Source organism: Chitinophaga sp. CF118 (genome assembly GCF_900112615.1).
Classification (GTDB): Bacteria; Bacteroidota; Bacteroidia; order Chitinophagales; family Chitinophagaceae; genus Chitinophaga.
In genome coordinates, this window is record NZ_FOMK01000004.1 from 859011 (window position 1) to 872238 (window position 13228).

Genomic DNA, 13228 nt, shown 5'->3' on the forward strand with positions numbered 1-13228 from the left:
TCCCGGGATTTTAATTCAATTATTTTACTTTCAATTTCACTTCTACAACGCCATTAACGGCAGCACTACCATATTTAGCAATCGCATCATCTCCTTTGAAAACAGTGACAGATTCAATATCATTGGGAGAAATCTGATCAATACTGGTTGCAGGCTTCCCGTCAATATAATACAGCGGAGTCCCTCCTTTCTTTGGATCTTTCACTATAATCTTTGTGCCCTCTGTGTTCTGTTTATTCATGTATTCCTTAGAATAGATAAATATTACACCATTTTTGGCATCCTCTCCATATTGTTGTGCAGCATCAACATCCTTTAATACCGATATCCTGTCAATATCCTCAGCTTTGATGTTTGGAGCACTATGTCCCGATGATACATCATCCACTATATATACCGGACTACCACTAACGGGAGTACCATCAGCATTGACAGCATTACGTCTGAAGCTAAGGCCTTTCCCCGCAGGATTATCCACTGTTTCCAGTTTCCCTGCTGTTACATCTGTAATGGTTATTTTCTGTGGACCTAGTGGAGATAATGAAACAACTGATGTTACCACAGGTGCTGCAGATGGTGCTGGCGCTGCTACCGGAGCCACCTTTGCGGGAGGTGCCGGTGGCGCTGGCACTGGCACTGCCTTTACACCCTTTGCAGGTAGTGGAGGAGGAGGTGGTGGTACCGGTGCCACAGGAGGTGCAGGTGGTACAGGAAGCGTATCAGTTGCCAGATGCAACTTTACGGCTATACTCTGTCTGTTATTCGCACGACTAACATTCAGTGAAAGCAATATAATACCTACAAGACCACCCAATATGAGATAACGGAAAAGGTGATAGTGCGATGATTTCTTTTTATTCATCATCATGATCCTTTGTTTTAAGTGTGAGAAATTGAAATTGTTTGCGATGGCCGTCGCATATGGGATCCCACTTACTTTTATCAAACTGTATTGATACGTTTTTGCATCCATCCCCTGCTGTAATACACACCTGTCGGTAATGAATTCGAGATTCTCGCGGATAGCGGTACTCATTAACCACGCACCGGGATTAAACCAGTAAAAGATGCGGTTCAGTTCTCCGAGTATAATGTCCAGAGAATGCCATTGTTTAACATGGATCTGCTCATGGCGTATAATAGCCAGTTGTTCTACCGGTGTATGCAGAGATGGATTGATATAAATATTGGATAAAAAAGAAAAGGGCGTTACCTTTCTTTGCGTCACTCTTATACTATTATGATCTATTGAAGCGATCGTCGTTTTACTGTGTAATTTCCAGAGAGAGAATAACTGGATCATGAAACGTATTGCCATTACAATCACTCCCGTCCAGAAAACATACAACAACACGACATTAATAAGCGGTATGGAAGGACGTGCATTCAAGGCTGCAAGGTCCAGTACATATGTACCTACTGCATTATTTAACGGCTCATGTTGCCGGAAGAATATACTGGCATCAATGAAGGGGCACAATGCCGAACAAATAATACCTCCCAGCAGAAAAAAGCGGTTCAGTGTATAGAACGTTAAACGTCGTAATCCGAAACGATATGCCAGGTAAAATAAAGTAAGTGCGATATTAGCTTTCAATAGATAAATCAGCATAAACAATCAGTTTTTTTCAATCATCTTTAAGATTTCCTTCAGTTCTTCCGGAGTTATTTTCTTCTCTTTTGCAAAGAAAGTCACCAGTGCTTTATAAGAATCTTCGAAATAATCTTTCACAAAACCATTCATGAATTTCTGCTTGTATTCATCTTCTGCGATGAGAGGTGTATACTCATATACATTCCCTATTTTCCGACTCTGCAGGTATCCCTTCTTCTCGAGATTTTTAATGGTGGAAGCCAGCGTAGTATAAGGAGGCTGCGGCACTATATGAGCTTCCAGGAAATCCTTTACGAATCCCTGACCCGTCTTCCATACAGCCAGCATGGCTATTTCCTCCTGTTGCGTTAACTTTTCCATGTGTACAGATTTAATTGCTATTACGATCGTTTCGTAAATCTACGAACTATTCGTAACAGAGCAAACTTATTTTTATCTTTTAACAGATTTTAACAGAAAATGCCCAAAGTGCATTCACACTTTGGGCATTTTGTTATGACTATTGCTTATTTTATTTCAGAACTTCTTCCAGTTTCTTCTCCAGCGCATCCCCCCGAAGGTTCTTTGCTACTATTTTACCTTGCGGATCTATCAGCAGGTTCTGTGGAATGGCACGAATGCCATACATTTCTGCAGCAGCGTTATTCCAGCCTTTCAGGTCTGAAACATGTGTCCAGAGCAAATTATCGGCCTGCACAGCTGCCAGCCATTTATCTTTCTTATCATCCAGGGAAACTCCAAGGATATCAAAGCCTTTGTCTTTAAACTTGCTGTATGCCTTTACCACATTCGGGTTCTCTGCCCTGCAGGGGCCGCACCAGCTAGCCCAGAAGTCGACCAGTACATATTTCCCTTTAAAGGAAGTCAGGCTAATATTTTTCCCCTCTGCATCAGGCTGGGTAAAGTCCATTACCGGTTGCCCCACGGCTGTTTTCTTGGCAGCTGCCAGTCTTTCGGAAAATTCCTTTCCTGACGGTGTATTACGAAGGTTCTTATTGAGCTTGTTATAAATAGGCTCTATTTCCGCAGGATTGATCTCATAACCGGCGTACTGACCTAATACGAATAAGGCAATAGGAGAACCGGTATTATTCTTCAGATAATCACCCAGGATCTTCTTCTGGACAGCCTCCAGCTCATCAAAGCGAGGTTCCAGCTTCTTCATACCCTCTTCATCCTTTGCCATGTATAACTGGCGGTATTGCTGTTGCAACTCATTCAGCTGGCTGGTTATATCTTTTAACAGCTCATTCAGTTTTGCAAAGTCATCATTTGATGGTGAACCAGTTACGGTTGCTTTACTGATAGAATCCTGAGCTGTAACATTGATGGTTCCTTTCTCTATGAAAACAGTTAGTACATCACGTTTTCTCTCCTTTGGGTTTTCCACCTGCAGGCTGGAGTCCTGTACTTTCAGTACCAGGAGAGCCATAGATGGCTCAGCAAGTGTACCGGCTATGACAAATTTACCATCCTTCACATCCGTACTGTCGAGTTTATTCCCGTCCTTACTCCGCATACTTAAATATACTTTGGCCGGCTTTTGGAGCTGTGTCAGAGATCCCTGTATGGTAAAAGACTGTTCATTTTTATTCTTGTTGTCCTGCGCAAACAAAACCGCAGGCCCAAAGAACGCTGCGATCATCAATACTGCCTTCATTGATTTCTAATTTAATAGCAACAAATTTCCCACATCCGAAAAGGAAAATCAAACTGATTGTGATAAACGGTGAAAGACCGTTGATATGAAACCAAATATCCTACTTATCCTGATCATCCTGTCAGGTTTCAGCCGCTATTTAGTAGAATATTCCATAAATCAATTGATTTACAACTATTTGAAACTGTCTTTCAGGAAAAACATCATAGTAACATGCTTCTGATGTCTTATCCTGATGCAGAATATAAGCTATAGTTGTGCGGGAGAGTTCCTGGTGAGTAGCACTTTAAGCCGGGGTTTGGTAGGGGGTTGATAGGGGTTTGTTTGGTCATGACCGAACAAACCCCTATCAAACCCCTACCAATCACCTACCAATTACCTACCAACCCTGGGAGACACTAGCAACTTGCTCTCAACTCTCCGGGAAGACACTGGCAAGTTATACTAGTCATATATAGTTATAAACATTGTGACAGAAAAGATCGGCTCAAAGGTTATGATAAGAAAATGGTAAATAAAGGGCCTGAGAACTGCATATCCACATCAGAGAGAACCTACATGACTAAAATTCGCAAACAGTGAGTGAAGTCATTACATCAGCATAACAAAAAAAGGCCCCTTAAAGGAGCCTTCTGTAATAATATTTTAAGCTGAATTTATTTCAATACCTGTTCCAACTTAGTTTCCAACGCGCGTCCACGAAGGTCCCTGGCTATAATGCGTCCCTGGGGATCTACCAGGAAATTTGCAGGAATGGAATTGACCTGATACTGTTGTGCTACCTGGTTGCTCCAGCCTTTCAGGTCGGATACCTGTGTCCAGTTAAGCCCATCCTGTTTAACAGCTCCAATCCAGCGATCACGGTTATTATCCAGGGAAATACCCAGGATAGTAAAGTTTTTATCTTTAAAACGTTCGAAAGCCTTTACTACATTAGGATTTTCCTGACGACAAGGGCCGCACCAACTGGCCCAGAAATCTATCAGTACATATTTACCACGGAAAGAAGACAGTTTTACCTGGTTCCCATTCAGATCTTCCTGGGTAAAATCCATCGCCATTCCACTTGCTCTTTCTTCCTTCACTTTCACACTAGCCAGGTACTTGGCAGCAGATCTGCCATATTTGGTGTCCTGTAGTGATTTATCAAGGGAATTATACACCTGTTCAAACTCTCCGGGTTCCAGGCGATTACGCAGTTCATTCAGCAATACCCACATACTGGCCAGTTGCTTTGGATGGTCTTTGATGAACTTTTTGCCTGTAGATAATACATCCTCGTTGAAAGTCGCCGCTTTAGCACGGAAAGCAGTTTTACCGGCTTCATCATCTTCTGCAATAGCTGCCGCTTCTTTATTCAAAGCCTGTGCACGCTGAATCAGCGGACGAAAAGCCTGCTGATAAGCCTGCATGGCATTATTCTCATCTCCGCCCTTTACAGATTCTGCTACCGGGAAACTAGCCACATCCAACACCACCTTTACCGGTTCTTTAGCCGGTACAAACAGGAAAGGGTAATCTACCCCCTGCAGGATCAGTGCATAAATGCCAGTACTGGCGGCCGGAGGCATATTAAAGGAGAACTTTCCGCCTTTCAGTATTAATGAATCCTTCGGATTATTGTCTTCATCGCTGTACAGGAACAGGGTTTTACCATCGGCTCCCTTCAGGGTGCCTGTTATTACCTGCTGTGCAGAGATTGTCCATGAAAAGAGCACTCCAATGGTGCATATTATAAGTTGTTTCACTCCTCTAATATAAGAAATAAGTACTATTTATTGTGTCTTTGCTGGAGTATTGACAGTACGTCAGCCAGTTGGTAGCCTTTTGCACTAAGCAGTACAAGATAATGAAAAAGCAGGTCGGCAGATTCGTTCAGGAACAGCCCTTCATCATCATCCTTTGCTTCTATTACTACTTCTACAGCCTCTTCCCCTACTTTCTGAGCTATCTTATTGATGCCTTTGGCGAAGAGATTGGAGGTATATGAATTATCGGACGGGTTATTCTTACGTTCAGTAATGATACTTTCCAGTTTTGCGAGAAAGTCATTGCTGACATTCTTCTCATCCCAGCAGGTATCAGCACCGGTATGGCATACTACGCCAACAGGGTTTGCTTTGATCAGCAGAGTATCATTATCACAATCCACCCTTATTTCCTGTAAATAAAGAAAATTGCCACTTTCTTCTCCTTTGGTCCACAGTCGTTGTTTGGAACGACTGAAAAAGGTCACTTTCCCTTCTTCCAGTGTTTTATCCAGTGCCTCCTGGTTCATATAACCCAGCATAAGTACCCTGGAAGTAGCCGCATCCTGTACGATTGCTGGCACAAGACCATCTGCTGATTTCTGAAAGTCTACCTGTTTATTATTGTACATGCGGTTGCGGATTTTGCTCAAAAGTAATATTTTATCAGAATCTCATATTGACTCCTTCCTTATACAGGTAAGTTTTCAATGCCTGAATCTCAATCTCTTTGTAATGAAAAATGGTGGCAGCCAGGGCTGCATCTGCCTGCGCTATCTCGAATACGTCCTTGAAATGTTCCATTGTACCCGCTCCGCCGGAGGCGATTACCGGAACATTCAGATTCTGTGACAGCTGAGCCGTAATATCCAGGGCGAATCCCTGTTTAGTACCATCATTGTTCATGGATGTCAGCAGAATCTCCCCTGCGCCACGCTGTACAGCCTCTTTTGCCCAGTCGAATGCCTTTATCTCCGTTTTTATACGGCCCCCATTTAGATATACGTACCAGTCGCCATTTTCAAACCGGGTATCAATGGCAAGCACTACACACTGACTACCAAATTCACCTGCCAGCTCATCCACCAGTTCCGGCCTTTTGAAGGCAGACGTATTTACAGAGATCTTATCTGCACCGGAATTAAGTAACACACTCACATCCTCTACAGATGAGATTCCTCCTCCAACAGTGAAAGGAATATTTACATTCCTTGCAATCCGGGTTACCAGTTCTGCCAGTGTTTTCCGGCGTTCATTGGTAGCGGTAATATCCAGGAATACCAGTTCATCGGCACCCTGCTCTGCATAAAAGGCACCTAATTCAATAGGATCACCTGCATCCCGTATATTTTCAAAGTTCACACCTTTTACCGTACGACCATCTTTAATGTCCAGGCATGGAATGATACGTTTTGTTAACATGATCCTTATTTTTTTAAGTATGCTTCCAGTTCTTTCATGGTGATCTTATCCTCATAGATCGCCTTGCCTACTATTACACCACTGCAACCCGCTTCTTCCAGGGCATGCACATCTTCCATTGCACTTACACCTCCGCTCGCTATAAATGAGATCTTTGGAAAACGTTCCAGGATCTTTTTATAGAGGGAGATGGAAGGCCCCTGTAGCAGACCATCTTTCGCGATATCTGTACAGAAAATATTATATACGCCCTGCTGAATGTTGGATTCCAGAAAATCAAATACAGAGAGTTCCGTAGTTTCCAGCCATCCGCCAACGGCAATTTTTTCTTCTTTTACATCCGCTCCCAGGAAGATCTTTTCAGCACCATATGTCTTTACCCAACCAAAGAACAGTGCAGGGTCCTTTACAGCAATACTGCCGATAGTTGCCATAGCTGCTCCGTTCTCATATACGATCCGGAGATCCTCTTCCTTTTTGATACCCCCGCCAAAATCAACAACAAGGTTTGTTTTACCGGCAATTGCTTCCAGCACTTTCCAGTTCACCACTTCTCCTTTCTTAGCACCATCAAGATCTACAAGATGCAGGCGGCGTACCCCTATGCTTTCAAAGGCTTTAGCTACTTCCAGCGGATGCTCGTTATATACTTTCTTTTGTGCATAATCGCCTTGTGTAAGTCGTACACACTTACCATCTATAATGTCAATCGCAGGGATGATCGAAAATGTCTCACCTGCTGTTTTATCCAGTTGTAATTCCATCCTGCAAAAAGTAAGATTCCCTTTTTTAAAATGTGCTCCTTCAAATGTAAAACCAAACTGTGTATAGAAACTCTCTGCTGTATCACGCGCATTACACCATAACAGCGGAACATGTTCCTTTGTACATAATTCGATCAGATGCTGTATGAGTAAACGGCCGTATCCCCTGCCCTGACAGGCCGGATGAACTGCCAGCTTACGGAACTGTGCATCTGTACGACGCATAAAAAGCGATACAACACCCACTATCTCCGCTTCTTCAAACAAGCCAAAATGTAATCCGTCTTCATCTCCCGGTACACGTACAGCATCCAGCGTTTCCTGCGGATACAACACATCCCGGCGCAATGGCAGCGTATCTTCTGTCGTGATCCTTCTTATCTGCATACTTATAACTTCAGGAAATTTTCCAGGATCTTCTGTCCTTCTGTGGCAGATTTCTCCGTGTGAAACTGTACTGCATAGAAATTATCTTTCTGAAGTGCAGCACTGTAATTGATGACATAGTTAGTAGTAGCGACTGTATCAGACCCAAGTTCCGCATAATAGCTATGTACAAAGTACATGTACGAGTTTTCCGGTACATGCTCAAACAGGGTACTGTAAAGCCCTGTAATGTTGTTCCATCCTATCTGCGGGATCTTCAGTCCGTTATCTACGGGCGACTGGAAACGTTTCACATTCACATCAAAAATGCCCATGCAGGTTGCATCATTTTCTTCGGAATGTTTGCACATCAGCTGCATGCCCACACAAATACCTAATACTGGTTGCTTCAAACCAATAATCAACTGATCCAGTTTCCTTTCTCTCAGGTAACGCATAGCCGAGCTGGCCTCTCCCACACCAGGAAAGATCACCTTATCGGCAGCCCTGATTTCCTCCGGATCATCTGTCACCACTGCGTTCACACCTAAACGATCCAGTGCGAATGATACAGAGCAGATATTGCCGGCATTGTATTTTATGATGACTGTTTTCATATACTTTCTATTTCACGCCTGCAATAAAATCTTTTATAGCAGCGGGGAGGTTAGTCGTATTTTCAATGGCGCGGATAAAGGCAGTACCTATGATAGCTCCATTGCTGTATGCACAGGCAGCATCAAAGGTAGCTTTATCTTTGATACCAAAGCCTATCAGCACTGGGTTCTTCAGCTGTAACTGCTTCAGCTTTTCAAAATAAGCCTGCTGGTTACCCATGTCTTTATCCTTACCAGTAGTAGAGGAAGAAGATACTGCGTATACAAATCCTTTGCTAAGACTATCGATCTTACGGATACGTTCATCGCTGGTTTCCGGAGTAACCAGGAAAATCAGGTGTAATCCGTATTGTTCAAAAATTGCTTTATAGTCTGATTCATATTCATCCATCGGCAGATCCGGCAGAATAACGCCATCCACGCCTACTTCAGCACACTTCTTGCAGAAGTTCTCGATACCGTATAACAATACAGGATTCAGGTATCCCATCAGGATAACGGGTACGTGTATATTTAAACGGAAATCTTTCAGTTGTTCAAACAACTTCCGGACGCTCATCCCGTTTTTGATAGCACGGGTGCTGCTCTCCTGGATTACCGGGCCATCGGCCAGGGGATCGGAGAAGGGCATACCCAGCTCTATAAGGTCTGCTCCATTTTGCTGCAGGGCAGTCATCACGGGTAAGGTATCATTGAGTTCCGGAAAACCTGCAGTGCAGTATATGTTGAGGATGCCTGTTTTTTTACTGGCAAATAACTGATCTATACGATTACTCATGATATTTTATTGGGCAGGTTACGAATGTATGTTTCCATATCCTTATCTCCACGGCCACTCAGGCAAAGCACTACTACATCATTTGGTTTAAAAGGGATCTGTCCCAGTTTTGCCAGTGCATGTGATGATTCCAGTGCTGGAATGATCCCTTCCAGCCGGGTCAGCTCATAAGCTGCCTGTAATGCTTCATCATCAGTAGCATTCAGGAAGGTAGCACGCCCGGTTTCATACAGATGTGCATGTAACGGACCTATACCAGGATAATCCAGTCCGGCGGAAATAGAGTGTGGCTCTGTAATCTGGCCGTCTTCTGTTTGCATCAGTAATGTTTTACTGGCATGGATGATACCCAGTTTTCCCAGTTGCGTTGTTGCTGCAGAGAAACCGGAATTTACCCCTTTACCACCTGCCTCTACCGCTACCAGCTTCACATCCGGCTCATTCAGGAAATGATAATACGCACCGGCAGCATTACTTCCTCCACCGATACAGGCTACTACATAATCAGGATTTGCCTTGCCTGTTTTTTCCAGTAGTTGCACTTTAATCTCTTCACTAATCACAGACTGGAAGCGGGATACCATATCCGGATAAGGATGTGGGCCTGCTGCCGTACCCAGGATATAATGCGTATTTACCGGATTGTTGATCCAGTCACGGATTGCTTCATTGGTCGCATCTTTTAACGTCTGACTTCCGCTGGTAGCTGCCACAACAGTAGCACCCAGCATCTTCATACGTGCTACATTTGGTGCCTGCCGCTGAATATCCACGCTACCCATATAGATTACGCATTCCATATTCATCAGGGCGCACACTGTAGCCGTAGCCACACCATGCTGTCCGGCACCTGTTTCCGCAATGATGCGCGTTTTACCCAGTCGTTGTGCCAGCAGGATCTGTCCTACGGTATTGTTTATTTTATGTGCACCTGTATGGTTCAGATCTTCCCTTTTCAGGTAGATATTCGCCTTATACTTTTCGGACAGGCGTTTGGCAAGATACAAGGGAGAAGGACGGCCCACATAGTCGCGCAGCAGTTGTTCGAACTCCTGCTGAAAAGCCGGGTCACGGAGGATCTTCAGGTAGTTATCCTGCAGTTCTTTTACGTTTGGATACAACATTTCTGGTACGTAAGCACCGCCAAACCTGCCGTAAAAGCCTTTCTCATCCACATGATACTTAGAGCCGAACGTATTTTCCGCAATCTTCATGTTATGATTATTTTAAAAAAGTTGATTGAATCTGTTCTGTAAAGGGCTTCACTTTTTCCATATCTTTTATACCCGGTTGTATTTCAAATTTGCTGTTCACATCTACCGCCACCAGTGCCGGAAGATCCAGCAACAGCAGTTCCGGCAGTTGTTCCGGTCCTATTCCGCCACTCAGGAAAAATGGATGTGTATATGGATAACTGTGTAACAGCTCCCAGTTAAAACGTTTACCGGTACCGCCGTAAGCCTTACCTGCTTCTGTATCAAACAGGAAATAATCCGTTACTTCCAGATAAGGTTCCAGCAATGTTTTCCATTGCACATTTTCTCCAACACGAAATGCTTTGATCACCGGCAATATTTCACGTAAAGCCGCGCAGTATGCAGGATCTTCATCACCGTGAAGCTGTACAAGGTCCAGTCCGCAGTCGGCTACGATACGTTTCACCTGTTCCAGTGGTGCGTTTACGAATACACCAACTTTCCGGATTCCTTTCGTTTCACGGATGGTACGCGAATCTAATTTACTACCTGCAAAGCGGGGGGATTTCTCATAAAAGATAAAGCCGGCATAATTCACCTGGTATTCAACCAGCTTTTGCAGATCTTCTCTCCTGGTGATTCCGCAAACTTTTATTTTCATTTCGTTAGTTTATCTGCCAGTTCCGTCACAAAGTTTTCAAATGCTCTGGGTGGATTTTCCTGTTTCATAAAGAACTCCCCTATCAGGAAGCCATTAAAGCCAGCCTGTTTCAGGGTAATGATTGCATCTGTATTGCTGATACCACTTTCCGCCACTTTACATTTGCCGGCAGGGATCTGGGCTGCCAGTTCACAGGAGCGGTTGAAGTCTACTTTAAAAGTGGTGAGATCCCGGTTGTTCACCCCTACCAGCTGAATATGATCTGTTACCTTATCAAGCTGATCACCGCTGTGCACTTCCAGCAATACTTCCAGTCCTAAGTTATGGGCAAAGGATGCCAGGTAGGCCACCTCTTCTTTTGTGAGGCATTCTGCTATCAGCAGGATCACATCTGCGCCTATCGCCTTTGCTTCCAGGATCTGGTATTCATCAATAATAAAATCCTTCCGGAGGATAGGCGTATTGCTATTCACTGCACGCGCCTGCTGCAGATCGTCAGACGAGCCACCGAAAAACTTTTCATCTGTAAGTACAGACAGGCCGGAAGCACCATAGCGGGTATAAGCCATCGTAACATCCTGAACGGTTACCTCTCCGTTGATAATACCCTTAGAAGGAGAACGCCGCTTAAACTCTGCAATAATCCCTGTTTTAGCAGGATCTTGCAGGAAGTGTGCCAGCGATAGAGGTGTACGTTTGAACCAGGAAACCTGTTCCAGTTCAGCCACACTCCGCTGTTCCTTGCGGGCCGCCACTTCTATATGTTTATGTGCGACAATTTCTGTGAGTATATTTTTCATTTGTTCGTATTAAAATGTGGCGCTTTTTTGCTTGATTACTGCAAACTTATCAGCTTTTTAAATGAATTATATGCCGAGCCTGATTCCAGGGATTCCACTGCTGCCTGGAAACAATCTGCGTAATTACTATATTTCTCCATACAATACAAGCCCATAGCCGCATTAGCCATTACAACAGAGTTCTGTGCCCAGGTGCCTTCTCCCTTCAATATTTTTATAAATATTTTGGAAGCAGCTTCTACTGAGTTTCCGCCGGAAATATCTTCAGGATATACCTTGCGTTTACCCAGCTGTTCCGGGGTCCAGTCTTTCTCTCCCAGATTAGTGATCACACGTGTATCGGCAGTGAGGGAGATCTCATCATATCCATCCAGGCTATGTACGATCACGTAACGTTTATCAGTTTGCTGGAAAAGATAGTTGTATACTCTTGCCAGTTCCAGGCTGTATACGCCTATCAGCTGATGTTGGGCAAAAGCAGGATTTACAAGCGGGCCCAGCATGTTAAAGAAAGTGCGGATACCCAACTGTCTGCGGATGCCTGCTACATTTTTCAAAGCAGGATGAAACAGCGGAGCATGCAGGAAACAAACACCTGCTTCTTCCAGTTCCTGCCGTAGTTTGGCATCATCATTCTTAAACTTATAGCCCGCAGATTCCATAAGGTTGGAAGCACCACTGATAGAAGATACACCGTAGTTGCCATGTTTGGCCACTTTTCCACCAGCACCTGCCACGATAAAGCAAGACAGTGTAGAAATGTTGAAAGTGTTCTTTTCATCACCACCAGTACCTACAATATCCAGCACATCATAACCATTCAGGTTCACCGGTATACATAGCTCCAGCAGGGCATCGCGGAAGCCCAGCAGTTCGTCCACTGTAATGCTGCGCATTAAGAATACTGTCATAAAAGCAGCGAGTTCGCTGTCATTGTACATTCCTTTGGAAATGCTGATCAATATATCTTTTGCCGCATTGCGGGTAAAGGTTTTATGTTCAAAGAGGTAGTTCAGTATCTTTTTCATGATTTATGCATTCAACCAGTTACGCATGATTTTTTCTCCATCCGGCGTAAGCACGCTTTCCGGGTGGAACTGTACACCACTTACATCATATTGCTGATGTTGCAGTGCCATGATATATCCGTTGTCATCTTTTGCTGTGATAGTAAAAGATGACGGTAATGTTTTTTCATCTACTACCCATGAATGGTAACGGCCTACTTCCAGCTGATCTGGTAGTCCGTTAAAGATCCTCCCTGCTCTTGAGATTATATTTACATTAGTAGCCACACCGTGATATACATCTTTGAGATTCGTAAGACTGGCACCAAATGCTTCAGCAATTGCCTGCTGACCAAGGCATACACCAAAGATGGACTTGGTGGCTGCATATTCTTTTATAAGTGGTAATAACAGGCCTGCTTCTTCAGGAATACCAGGGCCGGGAGAAAGGATGATTTTATCATACGCTTTCACTTTTTCCAGGGGAATTTCATCATTGCGGACTACAGTCACTTTACCATTAATAATCTTTTCTACCAGGTGTACCAGGTTGTAGGTAAAAGAATCGTAATTATCAAACACCAGAATGTTCAT

At 43.9% G+C, this 13228-nt stretch carries 14 protein-coding genes; all 14 read right to left on the reverse strand.

Annotation, left to right across the window (positions count from 1 at the left end; all coding sequences use genetic code 11):
• Positions 1–19 precede the first annotated feature (19 nt).
• Positions 20–1612: a M56 family metallopeptidase gene (locus BM176_RS19715; RefSeq protein WP_090106008.1), complete on the reverse strand. Its 1593-nt coding sequence runs from the start codon at positions 1610–1612 to the stop codon at positions 20–22.
• A 6-nt stretch (positions 1613–1618) separates the two neighbouring features.
• The gene (locus tag BM176_RS19720; RefSeq protein ID WP_090106009.1) at positions 1619–1975 is read right to left on the reverse strand and encodes a BlaI/MecI/CopY family transcriptional regulator; all 357 of its coding nucleotides are present in this window, start codon (positions 1973–1975) and stop codon (positions 1619–1621) included.
• A 151-nt stretch (positions 1976–2126) separates the two neighbouring features.
• Positions 2127–3275: a TlpA disulfide reductase family protein gene (locus BM176_RS19725; RefSeq protein ID WP_090106010.1), complete on the reverse strand. Its 1149-nt coding sequence runs from the start codon at positions 3273–3275 to the stop codon at positions 2127–2129.
• Between the two features lie 656 nt (positions 3276–3931).
• Positions 3932–5023, reverse strand: a complete 1092-nt coding sequence (locus tag BM176_RS19730) for a TlpA disulfide reductase family protein (protein WP_090106011.1) — start codon at positions 5021–5023, stop codon at positions 3932–3934.
• A 23-nt stretch (positions 5024–5046) separates the two neighbouring features.
• Positions 5047–5655: a bifunctional phosphoribosyl-AMP cyclohydrolase/phosphoribosyl-ATP diphosphatase HisIE gene (gene hisIE / locus BM176_RS19735; protein WP_090106012.1), complete on the reverse strand. Its 609-nt coding sequence runs from the start codon at positions 5653–5655 to the stop codon at positions 5047–5049.
• A 34-nt stretch (positions 5656–5689) separates the two neighbouring features.
• Complete coding sequence (gene hisF / locus BM176_RS19740) at positions 5690–6445, reverse strand: imidazole glycerol phosphate synthase subunit HisF (RefSeq protein ID WP_090106013.1); 756 nt, start codon at positions 6443–6445, stop codon at positions 5690–5692.
• 5 nt (positions 6446–6450) lie between these two features.
• Entirely contained in the window at positions 6451–7596 is a 1146-nt protein-coding gene (gene hisA / locus BM176_RS19745; protein WP_090106014.1) for a 1-(5-phosphoribosyl)-5-[(5-phosphoribosylamino)methylideneamino]imidazole-4-carboxamide isomerase, read from the reverse strand.
• A 2-nt stretch (positions 7597–7598) separates the two neighbouring features.
• Complete coding sequence (hisH, locus tag BM176_RS19750) at positions 7599–8192, reverse strand: imidazole glycerol phosphate synthase subunit HisH (RefSeq protein ID WP_090106015.1); 594 nt, start codon at positions 8190–8192, stop codon at positions 7599–7601.
• A gap of 7 nt (positions 8193–8199) precedes the next feature.
• On the reverse strand, positions 8200–8970 hold the full coding sequence (trpA, locus tag BM176_RS19755; protein ID WP_090106016.1) for a tryptophan synthase subunit alpha: 771 nt from the start codon (positions 8968–8970) through the stop codon (positions 8200–8202).
• On the reverse strand, positions 8967–10184 hold the full coding sequence (trpB, locus tag BM176_RS19760) for a tryptophan synthase subunit beta (RefSeq protein WP_090106017.1): 1218 nt from the start codon (positions 10182–10184) through the stop codon (positions 8967–8969). The genes trpA and trpB overlap by 4 nt, the downstream gene beginning before the upstream one ends.
• A gap of 7 nt (positions 10185–10191) precedes the next feature.
• Complete coding sequence (locus tag BM176_RS19765) at positions 10192–10827, reverse strand: phosphoribosylanthranilate isomerase (protein WP_090106018.1); 636 nt, start codon at positions 10825–10827, stop codon at positions 10192–10194.
• Positions 10824–11627: an indole-3-glycerol phosphate synthase TrpC gene (gene trpC, locus BM176_RS19770; protein ID WP_090106019.1), complete on the reverse strand. Its 804-nt coding sequence runs from the start codon at positions 11625–11627 to the stop codon at positions 10824–10826. The genes BM176_RS19765 and trpC overlap by 4 nt, the downstream gene beginning before the upstream one ends.
• Positions 11628–11662: 35 nt before the next feature.
• Positions 11663–12655: an anthranilate phosphoribosyltransferase gene (trpD, locus tag BM176_RS19775; RefSeq protein WP_090106020.1), complete on the reverse strand. Its 993-nt coding sequence runs from the start codon at positions 12653–12655 to the stop codon at positions 11663–11665.
• A gap of 3 nt (positions 12656–12658) precedes the next feature.
• Positions 12659–13228 (reverse strand): anthranilate synthase component II, encoded by a 570-nt coding sequence (locus BM176_RS19780; protein ID WP_090106021.1) that lies wholly within the window; start codon positions 13226–13228, stop codon positions 12659–12661.

Bases quoted from the DNA above. Each gene is read 5' to 3' on its own strand.
- hisIE (WP_090106012.1), bottom strand. From the start codon at position 5,655: ATGTACAATAATAAACAGGTAGACTTTCAGAAATCAGCAGATGGTCTT.
- trpD (WP_090106020.1), bottom strand. From the start codon at position 12,655: ATGAAAAAGATACTGAACTACCTCTTTGAACATAAAACCTTTACCCGC.
- BM176_RS19765 (WP_090106018.1), bottom strand. From the start codon at position 10,827: ATGAAAATAAAAGTTTGCGGAATCACCAGGAGAGAAGATCTGCAAAAG.
- hisA (WP_090106014.1), bottom strand. From the start codon at position 7,596: ATGCAGATAAGAAGGATCACGACAGAAGATACGCTGCCATTGCGCCGG.
- BM176_RS19715 (WP_090106008.1), bottom strand. From the start codon at position 1,612: ATGCTGATTTATCTATTGAAAGCTAATATCGCACTTACTTTATTTTAC.
- BM176_RS19725 (WP_090106010.1), bottom strand. From the start codon at position 3,275: ATGAAGGCAGTATTGATGATCGCAGCGTTCTTTGGGCCTGCGGTTTTG.
- trpA (WP_090106016.1), bottom strand. From the start codon at position 8,970: ATGAGTAATCGTATAGATCAGTTATTTGCCAGTAAAAAAACAGGCATC.
- hisF (WP_090106013.1), bottom strand. From the start codon at position 6,445: ATGTTAACAAAACGTATCATTCCATGCCTGGACATTAAAGATGGTCGT.
- trpB (WP_090106017.1), bottom strand. From the start codon at position 10,184: ATGAAGATTGCGGAAAATACGTTCGGCTCTAAGTATCATGTGGATGAG.
- trpC (WP_090106019.1), bottom strand. From the start codon at position 11,627: ATGAAAAATATACTCACAGAAATTGTCGCACATAAACATATAGAAGTG.
- hisH (WP_090106015.1), bottom strand. From the start codon at position 8,192: ATGAAAACAGTCATCATAAAATACAATGCCGGCAATATCTGCTCTGTA.
- BM176_RS19780 (WP_090106021.1), bottom strand. From the start codon at position 13,228: ATGAACATTCTGGTGTTTGATAATTACGATTCTTTTACCTACAACCTG.
- BM176_RS19720 (WP_090106009.1), bottom strand. From the start codon at position 1,975: ATGGAAAAGTTAACGCAACAGGAGGAAATAGCCATGCTGGCTGTATGG.